Genomic DNA, 16,523 nt, shown 5'->3' with positions numbered 1-16,523 from the left:
GGTGCTCGGGGCCGTGAGTGGCTTGGCCGGCAAGTCCAGCGACGTTCGAGCGGACACGACGTCGAACGAAGTCGTTGTCGGTGGAACCCACACCAACGACACGTCTTGGGACTGATGGCGTTGACCACTCCACCTGACGACCGCTCCTTCCGTCGTGAAATGGCCACCGCCTACCGCTCCGGCTGGCACTTCATCGACCTGGCCACCGCCATCCCCCACAGCGGTGACTCCCTGATGGTGACCGTGTTCGGTGAGCCGGTCGTCGTCACCCGGGACGAGGACGACGACGTGCGTGCCTACCGGTGCCTGCGCAGGCCCCGAGGGGCCCCGCAGCCCGTGCGATGCGCCATCCGGTACGGAATGATCTTTGTGAACCTGGACCAGCGGGACCACCGGCTCGCGCAGCCGGATGTTCCCACCCCGAGGGCCATCTCAGCCACCCCCCGCAGTGCCTGACGCGATTCCCCCGTCGTAACAGATCGCTCAGGTGCTTCCCCCCGCAGCGGCGTCACCGTGACCTGAACACGGTGACGCCGCTGCAGCTTTGTGGGGACATTTCCCCTCATCAGCCGCCATCGGCCGCCATCGGCTGCCACCAGCCGTCATCGGCTGTCATCGGCTGTCAGCGCCCGGTGGCGTTCCGTGGCCGGATCCGGCCCTTCGCCGGCCCCCGCGGGCCCGGACCGGCGTTCCGCCCTCCTTCATCCGTACTCGGGTACGCGTGCATCCGTACCCGAGCACGCCTGTGCCTCCGCCCCCGATCTAGCCTTGAGTGCATTAGACTCAACTTTGTGTACGCGGTCCGACGCTAGGACGAGGGCGAAAGAAGACCAGGAGGAGAATCCGAACGTGGACGCCGAGCTGACCAACCGGAGCCGGGACGCCCTCGGCGCGGCCGGCAACCGGGCCGTGACCGAGGGTCACCCCGACCTCACACCCGCCCACCTGCTCCTGGCCCTGCTCCAGGGCCAGGACAACGAGAACGTCACCGACCTGCTCGCCGCCGTCGAGGCCGACCTCGCCGCCGTACGTGCCGGCGCCGAGCGCATCCTCGCCGGGCTGCCCAGCGTGACCGGCTCCACCGTGGCGCCCCCGCAGCCCAACCGCGAGACCCTCGCCGTCGTCGCCGACGCCCAGGCCCGCGCCCAGGAGCTGGGCGACGAGTACGTCTCCACCGAGCACCTCCTCATGGGTGTCGCCGCCAGGGGCGGAGCCGCCGGTGAGGTGCTCCAGGGCCAGGGGGCCGGGGCCAGGAAGCTGCAGGAGGCCTTCCAGAAGGCGCGCGGTGCCCGCCGGGTGACCACCGCCGACCCCGAGGGCCAGTACAAGGCGCTGGAGAAGTTCGGCACCGATCTCACCGCCGCCGCCCGGGAGGGCAGGCTCGACCCCGTCATCGGGCGGGACCAGGAGATCCGGCGCGTCGTGCAGGTGCTGTCCCGCCGCACCAAGAACAACCCCGTGCTCATCGGCGAGCCCGGCGTCGGCAAGACCGCCGTCGTCGAGGGGCTCGCCCAGCGGATCGTCAAGGGGGACGTGCCCGAGTCCCTCCGCAACAAGCGGCTGGTCGCGCTCGACCTGGGCGCCATGGTGGCCGGCGCCAAGTACCGCGGCGAGTTCGAGGAGCGGCTGAAGACCGTCCTCGCCGAGATCAGGGACTCCGACGGGCAGATCGTCACCTTCATCGACGAGCTGCACACGGTGGTCGGGGCCGGCGCCGGCGGCGACTCCGCCATGGACGCCGGGAACATGCTCAAGCCCATGCTGGCCCGCGGCGAGCTGCGCATGGTCGGCGCCACCACCCTCGACGAGTACCGGGAGCGGATCGAGAAGGACCCCGCCCTGGAGCGGCGCTTCCAGCAGGTGCTGGTCGCCGAGCCGTCCGTCGAGGACTCCATCGCCATCCTGCGCGGCCTCAAGGGGCGCTACGAGGCCCACCACAAGGTGCAGATCGCCGACAGCGCGCTGGTCGCCGCCGCATCCCTGTCCGACCGGTACATCACCTCCCGTTTCCTGCCCGACAAGGCCATCGACCTCGTCGACGAGGCCGCCTCCCGGCTGCGCATGGAGATCGACTCCTCCCCGGTCGAGATCGACGAGCTGCAGCGCGCCGTCGACCGGCTGCGGATGGAGGAGCTGGCGCTCGGCCGGGAGACCGACCAGGCCTCCCGGGAGCGCCTGGACAGGCTGCGCCGCGACCTCGCCGACAAGGAGGAGGAGCTGCGCGGCCTCACCGCCCGCTGGGAGAAGGAGAAGCAGTCCCTCAACCGCGTCGGCGAGCTGAAGGAGAAGCTGGACGAGCTGCGCGGGCAGGCCGAGCGCGCCCAGCGCGACGGCGACTTCGACACCGCTTCCAAGCTGCTCTACGGCGAGATCCCGGGCGTCGAGCGGGACCTGGAGGCCGCCTCCGAGGCCGAGGAGGCGCTGACATCCTCCCCCTCCGGCGGGGGTGCCAAGGACACCATGGTCAAGGAGGAGGTCGGCTCCGACGACATCGCGGACGTGGTCGCCTCCTGGACCGGCATCCCGGCCGGCCGGCTCATGGAGGGCGAGACCCGCAAGCTGCTGCGCATGGAGGACGAGCTGGGCCGGCGGCTGATCGGACAGGGTGAGGCCGTGCGGGCCGTCTCCGACGCCGTCCGCCGCTCGCGCGCAGGGATCGCCGACCCGGACCGGCCCACCGGCTCCTTCCTCTTCCTCGGCCCCACCGGCGTCGGCAAGACCGAACTGGCCAAGGCTCTCGCCGACTTCCTCTTCGACGACGAGCGGGCCATGGTCCGCATCGACATGTCCGAGTACAGCGAGAAGCACAGCGTGGCCCGGCTCGTGGGCGCGCCTCCCGGGTACGTCGGGTACGAGGAGGGCGGCCAGCTGACGGAGGCGGTGCGGCGGCGGCCGTACAGCGTCGTCCTGCTCGACGAGGTGGAGAAGGCCCACCCGGAGGTCTTCGACATCCTGTTGCAGGTGCTGGACGACGGGCGGCTGACCGACGGCCAGGGCCGCACGGTCGACTTCCGCAACACCATCCTGGTGCTCACCTCCAACCTGGGCAGCCAGTTCCTGGTAGACCCGGTCGCCGGCGAGCAGGAGAAGAAGGAACAGGTCCTCGAGGTGGTCCGGGCCTCGTTCAAGCCGGAGTTCCTCAACCGGCTCGACGACCTGGTGGTCTTCTCGGCGCTCACCAAGGACGAGCTGAGCCGCATCGCCCGGCTCCAGATCGACGGGCTGGCCCGCCGGCTCGCCGAGCGCCGGCTGTCCCTGGAGGTCACCGACGAGGCCCTGGCCTGGCTCGCAGACGAGGGCAACGACCCGGCCTACGGTGCCCGGCCGCTGCGCCGGCTCGTGCAGACCGCGATCGGCGACCGGCTGGCCAAGGAGATCCTCGCCGGGGAGATCAAGGACGGTGACACGGTCCGCGTCGACGCCTTCGGCGACGGGCTGATCGTCGGCCCCGCCACCGGCAAGACGCTGTAGCCGCTGCGGGGCCCAGGCCGGGCGGCAACCCGCAGCTCGATCCCGACCCCCTCCGGGTACGGCTTCGGCCAGGCAGGTTGCCGGGCACGGCCGAAGAGAGAGAGGGTGGACAGTACGTCTGGTCTCAGCGATGGCCGGACGAGCCAGACGACCGCAGGAGTATCCCAGTATGTCCATCGACCCGTCCTCGATTCCGAACTTCGGGGGCAAGCAGCCCGAGCCGCAGCCCCAGGGACCGGCCGGCCCCGTCGTCCCGGATCAGGACCTCGTGAAGCAGCTCCTGGACCAGATGGAGCTGAAGTACGTCGTCGACGAAGAGGGAGACCTCGCGGCGCCGTGGGAGCAGTTCCGCACCTACTTCATGTTCCGCGGCGAGGGTGACCAGCAGGTCTTCTCGGTGCGGACGTTCTACGACCGGCCCCACAAGATCGACGAGAAGCCGCAGCTGCTGGAGTCCATCGACGACTGGAACCGCCGCACGCTGTGGCCCAAGGTCTACAGCCACACCCACGACGACGGCACCGTCCGCCTGATCGGCGAGGCGCAGATGCTGATCGGCATGGGCGTCAGCCTGGAGCACTTCGTCTCCTCGACGGTCAGCTGGGTGCGCGCCGCCATCGAGTTCGACCGTTGGCTGGTGGAGCAGCTCGGCCTGGAGCAGGAGGTCAACGACGCGGAGAAGCCCGAGGACGGCGAGTAGGCGCGTACGGAGTACGCGCAGTACGCGACGCGAGGAGCCCGGCCGGTACGGAACCCCTGTGGTTCCGTACCGGCCGGGCTCTTGTGCGCCTCAGGGGTGGTCCGTGGGTTACTGGCGGGACACGTGGTACTGGCGGATGCGCCAGTGCTTGTGCTCGCGCACGACGAGGAGCGGGATACGCACGGGGATGTCGCCGCCGCTCTCGCGGAGGACGACCGGGCGAGTGGCGCTCGGGATCCCGGACGGAGATGTGGCCGGAGATGCCTTCGGCGTAGCCCGCCTTCCCGAACAGCCGCATCGCCGGCGGTCAGCCGATGCTTGCGATGGCGGCGCTCCTCGGCGGGAGAGGGCGACCTCCGCGTCGTCGGGGATGGGCAGTCCGGTGCCGGTGCCGGTGCCGGTGCCGGTGTCGGCCAGGTGCAGGGCCGTGGGCATTGAGCCGCACAGATGAGCATCGGCACGCCGCACAGATGAGCCTCGGCACGCCGCGCCGACGGGCACCCGGTGGGGCGCCCCCTACAGGACCCGGAGCCGGCCGGCGGCCTCGCGCAGGACGTCGTCCCGTTTGCAGAACGCGAACCGCACGAAGGGCGCGCCCGTCTCCCGGTGGTCGTAGAACACCGCGTTGGGTACGGCGACCACACCGGCGCGCTCCGGCAGGGCGCGGCAGAAGGCGAAGCCGTCGGAGTGGCCGAGGGGGCGGATGTCGGTGGTGATGAAGTACGTGCCGGCCGGGCGGTGCACGCCGAATCCCGCCTCGGCCAGGCCCGCCGCCAGCAGGTCCCGCTTGGCCTGCAGTTCCTTGCGGAAGGCGGCGACATAGGAGTCGGGCAGCGCCAGTGCCTCGGCGACCGCGTACTGAAAGGGGCCGGCGGAGACGAACGTCAGGTACTGCTTCGCCGACCGCACGGCGGTGAGCAGCGCCGGAGCGGCGGTGACCCAGCCGACCTTCCAGCCGGTGAACGAGTAGGTCTTGCCCGCGGAGGAGATGGTCACCGTCCGCTCGCGCATGCCCGGGAAGGTCGCCAGCGGGGCGTGCTCGGCGTCGTCGAAGACGAGGTGCTCGTACACCTCGTCGGTCACCACCAGCAGGTCCCGCTCCACCGCCAGCTCGGCGACGGCCGCCAGCTCCTCGCGGGTCAGCACGGTGCCGGTGGGGTTGTGCGGGGTGTTGATCAGCAGCAGCCGGGTGCGGTCGGTGACCGCGTCGCGCAGCTCGTCCAGGTCGAGGCGGAACGGGCCGTGGCCCTCGGCGGACGGGCGCAGGGTGACCGGGACGCGGGTGCCGCCCGCCATCGCGATGCAGGCCGCGTAGGAGTCGTAGTACGGCTCGAGGGCGATCACCTCGTCGCCGGGTTCCAGCAGGGCGAGCAGCGCGGCGGCGACGGCCTCGGTGGCCCCCGCGGTGACCAGCACCTCGGTGTCCGGGTCGTAGGACAGGGCGTAGTGGCGGCGCTGGTGGTCCGCGACAGCGGCGCGCAGCTCGGGGATGCCGGGGCCGGGCGGGTACTGGTTGCCGCGGCCGTCGCGCAGTGCCCGTACGGCGGCCTCCCTGACCTCCTCCGGGCCGTCCGTGTCGGGGAAGCCCTGGCCCAGGTTGATCGCCCCGGTCCGCACCGCGAGCGCGGACATCTCGGCGAAGATCGTCGTTCCGAACTCGGCGAGGCGGCGGTTGAGGAAGGGGCGCGCGCTGTCGGTCATGCCGGACATCCTGCGCCGAAGCTCTGGAGTTCCTCAACTCTGCTTTGGGACGAGTCGGCCGGGGGCATCTCCCGGTCACGCGACGAGCGAGGCGCCCGACGGGGGGTTGCTTCGAGGGTTTCGACAGCTTCGGGCATCGGAAGGAGGGTGACGCCGTGTTCTCTGCTCTCTCAGGCATCATCCTGGCACTGATCGCGCTGGTGTTCTGCGTGGTCATCGTGACGATCGTCCTGGCCGCGGTCCGCGCGGGCGCGCGGACCGGCCGGGGCGCACGGACGCACCGCGGGGGCGGGGGCAGTTGGTGGGCCGGCGGTGCCGGCGGCGGCGCGTCCTGTGGCGGGGGGTCGTCCTGCGGGGGCGGGTCCTCGTCGTGCGGCGGAGGCGGCTCCTCCTGCGGGGGAGGAGGCGGCGGATGCGGCGGAGGCAGCTGACACGGGGCAGCTGAGCTGCGCGACGGGGGAAGCGCATCCGTGCCACGGGGCCCGCACCTGGGAGCGGGCCCCGTTCTGCGCGCCGTGCACCCCCGAGCACCACCTCGGCGAGCGCTCGGCGCACACCGGCGCACACCGGCATGGCGGGGCGCACGCTGCAGGTGAACAGTTGCGCTGAAGAGCCCTCTGAGGGATGGAAATACCACGAAGTTGGGTAAAAACGCTGTGGCGGCGCCGTAGTTCATGATTCGCTCTCATTCACCGACGCAGCCCCCCTCGGACGTCCCGCGACCCTTCATGGCCGCGCCGACCGGGCTGACCGGGCCGCACGCCCGGTGCGACCGGCGTGCGCTGGACCCGCCCTTCCCCTTTGTGCGCCTGCGGAGCCGATCCATGCTCACGACCCTGAAAACCGCCTACACCGACACGCGCGCCGCCGACCTCGCCTGGGCGCTGGGGCGCGAACCGCTGCCCGCGCTGGCCACCCTCGACCTCGAACTGGCCGGTTCGAAACTGCAGTTGAGACTTCTCGGCGCCTCCCACCAGGTGCTTCTGGAGCAGCAGCAGGGCGTGTGCTCGGAGACGGTGGCGTGCATCCCGGGCAGCAGAACACCGCTGCCGCTGGGCGTCGCCAAGCGGGTCGGCGACTGGGAGTACGAGTTCGCGGCCCGGGTGGAACTGCTCTCACCGGGCTCGTTCGCAGGCCGCGCCCAGGAGCTGCTGGCCCTGGTCTCCGATCATCCGCACGGTCTGGCCGGTGTCTTCCCGGGCAGCCCGCACGCCTTCACGGCGCTGCTGGCCCGTCAGGACGGCGGACAGGTGCACTGGCGGACCTGGCACGCGTATCCGCAGGACGGCCAGTTGGTCGCCACCCGGACGCGGGTGGGCGTGCGGTCGGCGGTACCGTCCCCGGGGCCGCGCGGGGTCGCGGACGCGGGGGTGGACGCGGGGACGGCGGCGGGGGAATCCCTTGTGGCGTCGGGGGATTCGACGGCGGCGTCGCGGCTGAGCCCGTCCGGGACGTGACGTGCGTGCGGGGCCGGAGCGGCTCAAACCTGCCGTGCTCCATCGAACAGCAGCTCCACACGTGTGGGTGACGAAGAGCACCGGTGTCGTGACGTAACGTCACAGCGTGATCGAGCAGCAGGCCCCCGCCACGCCCGGCACTGCGCCCCCCAGGGCGGTCCCGGGCGGCTGCGCCACCGCGTGGCTGCCCGTCCGGCCCGGCACCGCCCGCCTGCTCGTCCTCGCGGGCGTCTTCGTCTGCGCCGCCTGCGGGCTCGTGTACGAACTCGTCCTCGTCGCCCTCGCCTCGTATCTGATGGGCGACTCGGTCACCCAGGCCTCCGTCGTCCTGTCCGTCATGGTCTTCGCGATGGGCGTCGGGTCGCTCGCCGCCAAGCGGCTGCGCCGCCGCGCGGCGGTCGCCTTCGGCGCGGTGGAGGCCGTCCTCGCCCTGGTCGGCGGATGCAGCGCCATGGTGCTGTACGCCCTGTTCGCCTGGACCGGAGACTGGGGCGGACCGTGGACGCACGGGCCGCGGATCCTCCTCGTCGGCTTCTCGCTCGCCGTCGGCCTGCTGATCGGCGCCGAGGTCCCGCTGCTGATGGAGCTGATCCAGCGGATCCGCCGCCAGGACGCGGGCGGCGCCGTCGCCGACCTGTTCGCCGCGGACTACGTCGGTGCCCTGATCGGCGGCCTGGCCTTCCCGTTCCTGCTGCTGCCGCACCTCGGTCAGCTGTCCGGCGCGCTGGTCACCGGCACCGTCAACGCCGTCGTCGGCGCCGCGCTGGTCCTCGGCCTGTTCCGGCGCGACCTCACCCGGCGCCACCGCCGGCTGCTGCTGGCCGGCAACGCCGCCGTCCTCGCCCTCCTCGCCGCCGCCACCGTCCTCGTCGACGACTTCGAACGCGCCGCCCGGCAGGCGGTCTACGGCCCGGAGGTCCGCGTCGCCCTGCAGACCGAGGTGCAGGAGGTGGTACTCACCGGGGGTGACGGGAGTGATGTCGGTGATGGAGGTGACAGCGGTGTTGGAGGTGTTGGGGGTGATGAGGGTGATGGAGGTGACAGCGGTGTTGGAGGTGTTGGGGGTGATGAGGGTGATGGAGGCAGCGGGCGGCGACCCCTCGAGCTGTTCCTCAACGGCAGGCTGCGGGTCGGCGGCGGGGATCCGCACCGGTACCACGAGGCGCTGGTCCACCCCGCGCTGGCCGGCCGGCACGCGCGCGTGCTGGTCCTCGGCGGCGGCGACGGCCTCGCCGTCCGCGAGGTACTGCGCCACACCGACGTACGCCGCGTCGACGTCGTCGTGCTCGACCCGGAGCTCGCCCGGCTCGCCCGGCACGACCCCGCCCTGTCGGCGCTCAACGAGCACGCCCACCGCGACCCCCGCGTGCACTCTGCGGCCGGCGACGCCTTCCGCCGACTGCGCGGAACACCCGCGGGAACGTACGACGTGGTGATCTCGGACCTGCCCGACCCGGGCCTCACGGCCGGCGCCAAGCTGTACTCGCGGGAGTTCTACGTCCTGGCCCGGCGGGTCCTGGCACCCGGCGGGCGGTTCGTGGTGCACGCCGGGCCGGCGGGCTCACAGCCCGGGACCTTCTGGACGGTGGAGTCGACTCTCCGTGCCGCCGGATTCCGTACCGCCCCCTACCAGGTGACCGGACCCGGCGCGGCGGCGGCCGGAGGTACGGCCGGAGCGGCGGCCGACTGGGGGTTCGTCCTGGCCCGCACCGGTACCGCCCCCGAGCTGCGCCTTGCCGCCGAGGGCCCGCGCCCGCACACACTCACCGGGGACTCGCTGGCCGCGGGCGCACGCGCGGCTGCCGGTACGCGCGTGCCGGGCCTGCCGCCCTCGACGCTGGTGCATCCTCGCTACTGACCCGGGCGCCCGATCCCGATCCCGATCCCGATCCCGGCCCTGGCTTCGGCGGGCGTCGTGGGCTTCGTGGACTCTGCCGGCTGTGCGGACTGTGCGGACCGCGCAGACTGTGCGGCCTGTGCGGCCTGTGCGGCCTGTGCGGCCTGTGCGGCCTGTGCGGCCTGTGCGGAGTTCGTGCCGACGGGGGGTGGAGCGGGCGACTCGTGGGTAGGGTGCCTTGCCATGGAGCATGAGGTGTTCGTTCCGGTTCCGGCCGAGCGGCTCAGGCAGGTGCTGGCCGACCCCGTACGGGTCGCCGGCGCGGTGCCCGGGCTCCAACAGGACGCCGGTGCCGAGCCCGTCGCCGGGCGGCTGAGGATGCGGATCGGCGGTCACTCCATCACCTACCGGGGTACCGCCCGGCTGTACGCCCGTCCGGACGGTGCGTACACGGTCGAGGGCGAGGGCACCGAGGTGCGCGGCTCCGGCAAGGTCTCGCTGACGCTGACACTGCGGGTCGAGGACGCCGAGGGCGGCGCCAGGATGACCTTCGACGGGAGCGCCGCGGCGGGCGGCCGGGTCACGGAGCTGCCGCAGGACGCCGTCGCCTCGGCCACGGCCCGGCTGCTCACCCGGTTCGGGGAGAGCCTGGGCGGAGCGGCGGAGGAGGGCGGTCCGGCTGGACAGGCCGACGGCACCGGGGACACCGGGGGCACGGCGGAGCCGGCCGGGTCGGCCCCCGAGACCGTCGATTCCCTGGCCACGGAGGACTTCGCGCCCACGGCGTCGGGTGACCTCGACGCGGCACCCGACGCCGACGACGCCCCGGTGCCGCCGCCGTCGGACGCCGCACCCGAGAAGGACCCGTCCGAGCCCGCCGAGTCCTCTGAGTCCTCTGAGTCCTCTGAGTCCTCTGAGTCCTCCGAGCCGTCCGACTCGTCCGCGGCATCCGTCTTCGACGTGGAGATCCCCCCGTCCTCCCTCGACCCCGGCACCGAAGCGGCCGATGCGGATGCCGGTGCCGGTGCCGCCGAGGTCGGCGCCGACGGCGAGCAGCCCCCCGCCGAGGCCGCCCATGCACGGCGGACGATGATCGGGCGCAGCGCGGAGGAGGTGGACCACGCCCCGCCTCGGGGCCGGTACGCCCCCGTCCCGGCGCCGCAGCCGGCCACTTCCGGTACGCCCCTGCGCTGGGCGGCCCCCGCTGCGGCGTTGGTGGTGGCGTCGGCGATCGTGGTGGGCCGGGTGTTGCGCCGCCGCCGGTGAGACAGCGGGCGTGCCCGCACCCCGCCCCCGGCCCGCGGCGGTGGGCTGTGCCCGGCCGCAGCCTAGGTCCGATCGGCCGCGCACAGCCCCGGCGGGCTGGGACGGATCCGGGTACGGCCCCGGCGGGCCCGGAAGATCCGGGTACAGCTTCCGGCGGGCTGGGACGGATCCGGGTGCGGCTTCCGGCGGGCCAGAAGGGTCCGGGTGACAGCCCCCGGCGGGCCAGGAGGGTCCGGGTGACAGCCCCCGGCGGGCCCGGATCCGCCACCCCCGCCGGCCGGAGCGGTCAGGCCCCGGCACGCCCCGGACTCCGTCCCGCTGCCCGCCGCCCGGGGCCCCAGTAGGGTCGTCCCGTGAGTAACAAGACGATCACTCTGTCCGCGGGCGACACGGAGGCGACCGTGCTGCCCGGCAACGGCGGCCGGATCGGCGGGCTCCGCGTCGGCGGTGTCGAGCTGCTCCGGCAGGGCGAGCGCTACGGCTGCTTCCCGATGGTCCCCTGGTGCGGCCGGATCCGCGAGGGCCGCTTCCGGGACGGCGCCACCGTCCACCAGATGCCGCTGAACTCCCCGCCCCACGCCATCCACGGCACCGCACGCGACGGAGCCTGGCGCACCGCCCGCGTCGCCGACGCCGAGGCGGTACTCACGTACGACCTGGTCGAGCCCTGGCCCTACCCCGGCCGGGTCACCCACCAGATCGCGCTCGCCGAGGACAGCCTCACGCTGACGATGTCGGTGGAGACGTACGAGTCGTCGTTCCCGGCGCAGATCGGCTGGCACCCGTGGTTCAACCGGAGCCTCGACGGGTCGGACGCGACGCTCGCCTTCGACCCGGCCTGGCAGGAGGAGCGCGGCGACGACCACCTGCCCACCGGCAAGCGGATCGACCGCACCCCGGGCCCTTGGGACGACTGCTTCGGCATGCCCGGCGGCGTCGACGTCACCGTGACCTGGCCGGGGCGGCTGGAGCTGAAGGTGACCAGCCCCGAGGAGTGGGTCGTGGTCTACGACGAGCAGGACGCCGCCGTGTGCGTGGAGCCGCAGACCGGCCCGCCCAACGGCCTGAACACCCTCCCGCGCATGGTCACGCCGCTGGAGCCGCTGGAGGCCACCGCCACCTGGAGCTGGCGCCGCCTCTAGCGGCGTCTAGTCTGGCCACTATGAGCGAGGTACGCGGCGCGCTGCTGCAGCAGATCAAGGACAAGGCCGTGGTGCACGGCAAGGTGACCCTCTCCTCCGGCCTGGAGGCGGACTACTACGTCGACCTGCGCCGCATCACTCTGGACGGGGAGGCCGCGCCGCTGGTCGGTCAGGTGCTGCTGGACCTCACCGCCGACCTGGACTTCGACGCGATCGGCGGGCTGACCATGGGCGCCGACCCGGTCGCCGCGTCGATGCTGCACGCCGCCGCCGCGCGGGGCCGGAAGCTAGACGCCTTCGTCGTCCGCAAGGCCGCCAAGGCGCACGGCCTGCAGCGCCGCGTCGAGGGCCCGGACATCGCGGGCCGCCGGGTGCTCGTCGTCGAGGACACCTCCACCACCGGCGGCTCGCCGCTCGCGGCCGTAGATGCGGTGCGCGAGGCGGGCGCCGAGGTCGTGGCCGTGGCGACGATCGTCGACCGGGCGACCGGCGCCGCCGAGAAGATCGAGGCGGGTGCCGGGGTGCCCTATCGCTACGCGTACGACAAGGACGAGCTGGGCCTGGACTGAGCCCGCGCCGCGGCCCCGCCGCCCCCTCCCACCCGGGTCGTGCCCGCCCACTCGGAGTATCCCGCTGCGTCTGGAAAGATGGGGCCGACGATGACGTCGCCCCCAAGGTCTAGGTCAGGGCCCGTAGACGCACACGACGCCCACCCGCACATACAAGGAGCGGACAGATGCCCATCGCAACCCCCGAGGTCTACAACGAGATGCTGGACCGGGCGAAAGCAGGCAAGTTCGCCTACCCGGCCATCAACGTGACCTCCTCCCAGACCCTGCACGCGGCGCTGCGCGGCTTCGCGGAGGCGGAGAGCGACGGCATCGTTCAGATCTCCACCGGCGGTGCCGAGTTCCTGGGCGGCCAGCACAGCAAGGACATGGTGACCGGCGCGGTCGCGCTCGCCGAGTTCGCGCACATCGTCGCCGAGAAGTACGACGTGCAGATCGCGCTGCACACGGACCACTGCCCGAAGGACAAGCTGGACGGCTACGTCCGCCCGCTGCTCGCGGTCTCCGAGGAGCGCGTCAAGGCCGGCCGCAATCCGCTGTTCCAGTCCCACATGTGGGACGGCTCGGCGGAGACCCTGGCCGACAACCTGGCCATCGGCCAGGAGCTGCTGGAGCGCGCCCGCGCCGCCAAGATCATCCTCGAGGTCGAGATCACCCCGACCGGCGGCGAGGAGGACGGCGTCTCGCACGAGATCAACGACTCCCTCTACACCACGGTCGACGACGCGCTGCGCACCGCCGAGGCCCTGGGCCTGGGCGAGAAGGGCCGCTACCTGCTCGCGGCCTCCTTCGGCAACGTCCACGGCGTCTACAAGCCGGGCAACGTCGTGCTCCGCCCCGAGCTGCTGAAGGAGCTCAACGAGGGTGTCGCCGAGAAGTACGGCCGGCCGGCCGGCAGCAAGCCGTTCAACTTCGTCTTCCACGGCGGCTCCGGCTCCACGGAGGAGGAGATCCGGACCGCGCTGGAGAACGGCGTGATCAAGATGAACCTGGACACCGACACCCAGTACGCGTTCACGCGCCCGGTGGCCGGCCACATGTTCGCCAACTACGACGGCGTCCTCAAGATCGACGGCGAGGTCGGCAACAAGAAGGCCTACGACCCGCGCACCTGGGGCAAGCTGGCCGAGGCTTCGATGGCCGACCGCGTCGTCGAGGCCTGCCGCAACCTGCGCTCGGCGGGCACGCGGATCAAGTAACCGTCCGCGCCCCCACGGCGCCCCCAGGGTGGCGCCACGGTTGGCCCCAAGACGTACCCGAGGCCCGGCACCCGTGCGGTGCCGGGCCTCGGGCATGCCGCAGACTGGTCCCATGGCCATTCACGAGAACCTCCTCGGGGGACCGCCCCCGACCCACCTCCCCGACGACCCCGAGCCGCGCGAGCTGCTCGCGGGCGGCACCTCGCCCGCCGATGTCGCCGCCAAGCACCCGACGTCCTCGCTGGCCTGGGCACAGCTGGCCGACGACGCGTTCGAGCGGGGCAGCGTCGTGGAGTCGTACGCCTACGCCCGTACGGGCTACCACCGCGGCCTGGACGCCCTGCGCCGCAACGGCTGGAAGGGCCACGGCCCGGTGCCCTGGGAGAACGGTGCTACATATGATCGTTCAGTTTCTGCATTCCGTGCCGCCGTCGCTGTCTGAGTGACGGCGGCACAGACGTCTCAACTGCGGTGACTACCGCTTCAGTTCGGCGTACGCCTCGGCGCTGCTGTCCTTGAGGAACTGCCAGCAACGCTCCGTCTCTTCCTTCTCGTCGATCGCGTCGGCGGCACGGGCGAGGGCCGCGAGGCAGCGCAGGAACCCGCGATTGGCGCGGTGGTCCCAAGGGATGGGGCCATGTCCCTTCCACCCGGCCCGGCGCAGCGAGTCCAGACCGCGGTGATAGCCGGTCCGCGCATACGCGTACGACTCGACCACTCGCCCCGCCTCGAAGGCGTCGTCGGCGAGCATCGCCCAGGCGAGCGAGAACGTGGGGTGCTTCGCCGCGACCTCGGCTGGCGGCAGGGACTCCTCGCCCAGCAGGCGGTACGCCTCTTCGTTCTCCGGCAGGTGGGTCGGGTCCGGGCCGCCGAGCAGGTTCTTGTGCGTCGTCATGCAATCAGTCTGCCACTCGGGGACGGACTTTCGGGGCACCTCTGCGGCATATCGGCCGTGGACCGGGTGGAAATGAGAATGGCGCTTGATGTACCTGATCGCGATGTGCGACGATCCGACCCATGGCGGTACGACGGGGGTCCTCCGGGGCAATTCAGGTGGGCGTTTACACCCGGATCAGCAAGGACGACGAGGCCGAGGGGCTGGGCGTCGCACGGCAGGAGGAGGACTGCCGACTGCACTGCGCTGCCCGGGGGTGGGAGGTCGCCAAGGTCTACGAGGACAACGACCTCTCCGCGTACAAGCGCAAGACGGTCCGTCCGGAGTTCCGGCAGATGCTGGAAGACCTGCAGGCCGGGCGGATCGACGGGGTCGTCGCCTGGGACATCGACCGGTTCACGCGCCAGCCGCGTGAACTGGAGGCGTGGATCGACGAGTACGAGGATGCCGAGCACCGTGAGCGGCACCTCGTCTTCGACTCCGTGTCGGCTTCGGACATCGACCTGTCCACGGAGAACGGCCGGTTCATTGCGCGGATCAAGGTCACCATCGCCAACAAGTCCTCGGCAGACACGTCGAAGCGGACGAAGCGCAAACACCTGGAACTGGCGGCGAAGGGCAAGCTCCCCGGTGGTCGGGCGCCGTACGGATGGAACCGCGAGGATCGCAGGACCTTGGTGCCGGAAGAGGCCGAGAACCTCCGCAAGGCGGTGAGGGATTTCCTCGGTGGCGTCCGCTGGGCCTCGATCGCGCGTGAGTGGCGGGACAAGGGGGTAAGGTCGCACAGCGGCGGCGTCTTCGACGACTCCAAGATCAAGCGGATGCTGATGAACCCGCGGATCTGTGGTTATCGGATGCACCAGGGTGAGTTGTTCCTGGACGAGAGCGGTGCTCCCGTCGTCGGCGATTGGGAGCCGATCATCACTCCCGATGACTGGTACCTGCTGACGGAGAAGGTCAAGCGGGAGTCGGAGGGACGTGTCCCACGGGACACCGCCACCAAGTACCTGCTCTCCGGCATCGCCCGGTGCGGGCGGTGCGGCACGAAGATGCGGGCCTTCCCGTCGTACCGGAAGACAAAGACGTCGTCGCAGTTCAAGTACGCGTGCCCCGGCAAGAACGACGGCGGCTGCGGAGGAGTGGCCCGGGCCGGCGAACCGGTCGACCGTCTCATCAGGAACGCGGTGTTCCTCAGCTCGGACAAGGCGCTGGCGAGCGTACGTGAGCGCGCGCCGGAATGGACCAAGGAGCAACAACTGGCCGCCCTGGAACGGGACATGGCCGAGTTCAAGCAGGCGTGGCAGGAGAAGCGCATGTCGGCCTCCCGCTACATCGCGCTCACCGAGGACCTGGAGAAGCAGATCGCGGAGTTGCATCGGGAGCGAGCCCTGCATCGGGCAGAGGCCGCGACTTTCGCGGCAGGCCCCATCGACATACGGGGTCGCTGGGAGAATTTGGCTATCGAGCAGCAACGCGCCGCGGTCCTCAAGGTCTTCCGCGCGGTCATTGTTAAGCCTGCTTCCAACGGGCCGATCTTCGATCCGGCGGACATCGAGCCGGTGCTCAGGTGACAGATGGAAGCCGGGTCCCCTTGCCTGTTGGGGACCCGGCTTCGTTGGTTCACGACCGGTCGCCGCAGCCCACCGGGCCGACACCATCGTGATCGACAGCCTCAAGGACGCGGTCAGCACGATGGTCGACGACAGCCTCGCGGTCTCCTTCCACAACGCCCGCAATCGCGCCCTGCGAGGCGGCGTCGAGATCCTGGAGCTGCACCACACCCAGCGCAAGGCCACCGCCGACGCCCCGCGCGGTCAACGCCCCAGCCTGGACCAGGTCTACGGCTCCACCTGGTACGTCTCCGGCGCGGGCAGCGTCCTGTTCGTCACCGGCAAGGCCGGCGACCCGGCCGTCACCCTGCACCACCTCAAGACCCCCACCGGGGAGGTCGGCCCGCTGGACGTCACCCACGACCACGTACGGGGCACCACCACGGTCGACCCCACCAAGGACCCGGCTGTCCTGCTCCGCAACGCCCCGGGCGGACTGACCGCCCGCGAACTGGCAGCCATCCTGATCGACGGCGATCCCGACCGCGCCGACGTGGAGAAGGCCCGACGTCAACTGGACCGCCTCGTCGAGAGCGGCCTGGCCACCAAGGCCCACGGCAACGCCGGAGGAGCCGGAGGCGGACAGCAGAACCGCTACTACGCCTCCGCACGCCACCTCACCGCCGTGGGCTGAGCGCTCTGCAGGCCCACGCGGAGCGATCACGCGACCGTACAC

At 71.8% G+C, this 16,523-nt stretch carries 12 protein-coding genes and 2 pseudogenes; 12 read left to right on the top strand and 2 right to left on the bottom strand.

Annotation, left to right across the window (positions count from 1 at the left end; genetic code table 11):
- The first annotated feature begins 159 nt into the window (after positions 1–159).
- The 3 genes from V5O46_RS13135 to V5O46_RS13125 all read left to right on the top strand — a co-directional run bounded on the left by V5O46_RS13135 (position 160) and on the right by V5O46_RS13125 (position 4,171).
- Entirely contained in the window at positions 160–456 is a 297-nt protein-coding gene (locus tag V5O46_RS13135) for a (2Fe-2S)-binding protein (protein ID WP_332884737.1), read from the top strand.
- A gap of 393 nt (positions 457–849) precedes the next feature.
- The gene (gene clpB, locus V5O46_RS13130) at positions 850–3,471 is read left to right on the top strand and encodes an ATP-dependent chaperone ClpB (protein ID WP_332884736.1); all 2,622 of its coding nucleotides are present in this window, start codon (positions 850–852) and stop codon (positions 3,469–3,471) included.
- A gap of 169 nt (positions 3,472–3,640) precedes the next feature.
- The gene (locus tag V5O46_RS13125) at positions 3,641–4,171 is read left to right on the top strand and encodes a YbjN domain-containing protein (protein ID WP_332884735.1); all 531 of its coding nucleotides are present in this window, start codon (positions 3,641–3,643) and stop codon (positions 4,169–4,171) included.
- Between the two features lie 516 nt (positions 4,172–4,687).
- On the opposite strand, the gene V5O46_RS13120 is transcribed toward V5O46_RS13125, so the two are convergent.
- Positions 4,688–5,881 carry a pyridoxal phosphate-dependent aminotransferase gene (locus V5O46_RS13120; protein ID WP_332884734.1) on the bottom strand — a complete coding sequence of 398 codons (1,194 nt, stop codon included), beginning with the start codon at positions 5,879–5,881 and terminating at the stop codon, positions 4,688–4,690.
- Positions 5,882–6,696: 815 nt separating this feature from the next.
- Here V5O46_RS13120 and V5O46_RS13115 point away from each other — a divergent pair.
- The 7 genes and pseudogenes from V5O46_RS13115 to V5O46_RS13085 form a co-directional block, all read left to right on the top strand.
- Positions 6,697–7,329 (top strand): DUF2617 family protein, encoded by a 633-nt coding sequence (locus V5O46_RS13115; RefSeq protein ID WP_332884733.1) that lies wholly within the window; start codon positions 6,697–6,699, stop codon positions 7,327–7,329.
- A 106-nt stretch (positions 7,330–7,435) separates the two neighbouring features.
- On the top strand, positions 7,436–9,187 hold the full coding sequence (locus V5O46_RS13110) for a spermine/spermidine synthase domain-containing protein (protein ID WP_332884732.1): 1,752 nt from the start codon (positions 7,436–7,438) through the stop codon (positions 9,185–9,187).
- Between the two features lie 222 nt (positions 9,188–9,409).
- Positions 9,410–10,432, top strand: a complete 1,023-nt coding sequence (locus V5O46_RS13105; RefSeq protein WP_332884731.1) for an SRPBCC domain-containing protein — start codon at positions 9,410–9,412, stop codon at positions 10,430–10,432.
- A gap of 353 nt (positions 10,433–10,785) precedes the next feature.
- The gene (locus V5O46_RS13100) at positions 10,786–11,574 is read left to right on the top strand and encodes an aldose epimerase family protein (protein ID WP_332884730.1); all 789 of its coding nucleotides are present in this window, start codon (positions 10,786–10,788) and stop codon (positions 11,572–11,574) included.
- A 20-nt stretch (positions 11,575–11,594) separates the two neighbouring features.
- On the top strand, positions 11,595–12,143 hold the full coding sequence (gene pyrE / locus V5O46_RS13095) for an orotate phosphoribosyltransferase (protein WP_332884729.1): 549 nt from the start codon (positions 11,595–11,597) through the stop codon (positions 12,141–12,143).
- Positions 12,144–12,310: 167 nt separating this feature from the next.
- Complete coding sequence (gene fbaA, locus V5O46_RS13090) at positions 12,311–13,342, top strand: class II fructose-bisphosphate aldolase (RefSeq protein ID WP_332884728.1); 1,032 nt, start codon at positions 12,311–12,313, stop codon at positions 13,340–13,342.
- A 112-nt stretch (positions 13,343–13,454) separates the two neighbouring features.
- Positions 13,455–13,730, top strand: a pseudogene (locus tag V5O46_RS13085) (DUF3151 domain-containing protein); the annotation flags it as partial.
- Positions 13,731–13,817: 87 nt separating this feature from the next.
- On the opposite strand, the gene V5O46_RS13080 reads toward V5O46_RS13085, so the two are convergent.
- Positions 13,818–14,237, bottom strand: a complete 420-nt coding sequence (locus V5O46_RS13080; protein ID WP_332884727.1) for a DUF3151 domain-containing protein — start codon at positions 14,235–14,237, stop codon at positions 13,818–13,820.
- A gap of 122 nt (positions 14,238–14,359) precedes the next feature.
- On the opposite strand from V5O46_RS13080, the gene V5O46_RS13075 reads away from it, so the two are divergent.
- On the top strand, positions 14,360–15,808 hold the full coding sequence (locus V5O46_RS13075; RefSeq protein ID WP_332884726.1) for a recombinase family protein: 1,449 nt from the start codon (positions 14,360–14,362) through the stop codon (positions 15,806–15,808).
- A 58-nt stretch (positions 15,809–15,866) separates the two neighbouring features.
- Positions 15,867–16,481: pseudogene (locus V5O46_RS13070) on the top strand (helicase DnaB); the annotation flags it as partial.
- Positions 16,482–16,523: the final 42 nt, after the last annotated feature.

The sequence above is a fragment of the Streptomyces poriticola genome, assembly GCF_036689765.1.
GTDB lineage: Bacteria > Actinomycetota > Actinomycetes > Streptomycetales > Streptomycetaceae > Streptomyces > Streptomyces poriticola.
This window is presented reverse-complemented; position numbering and strand designations above follow the sequence as displayed.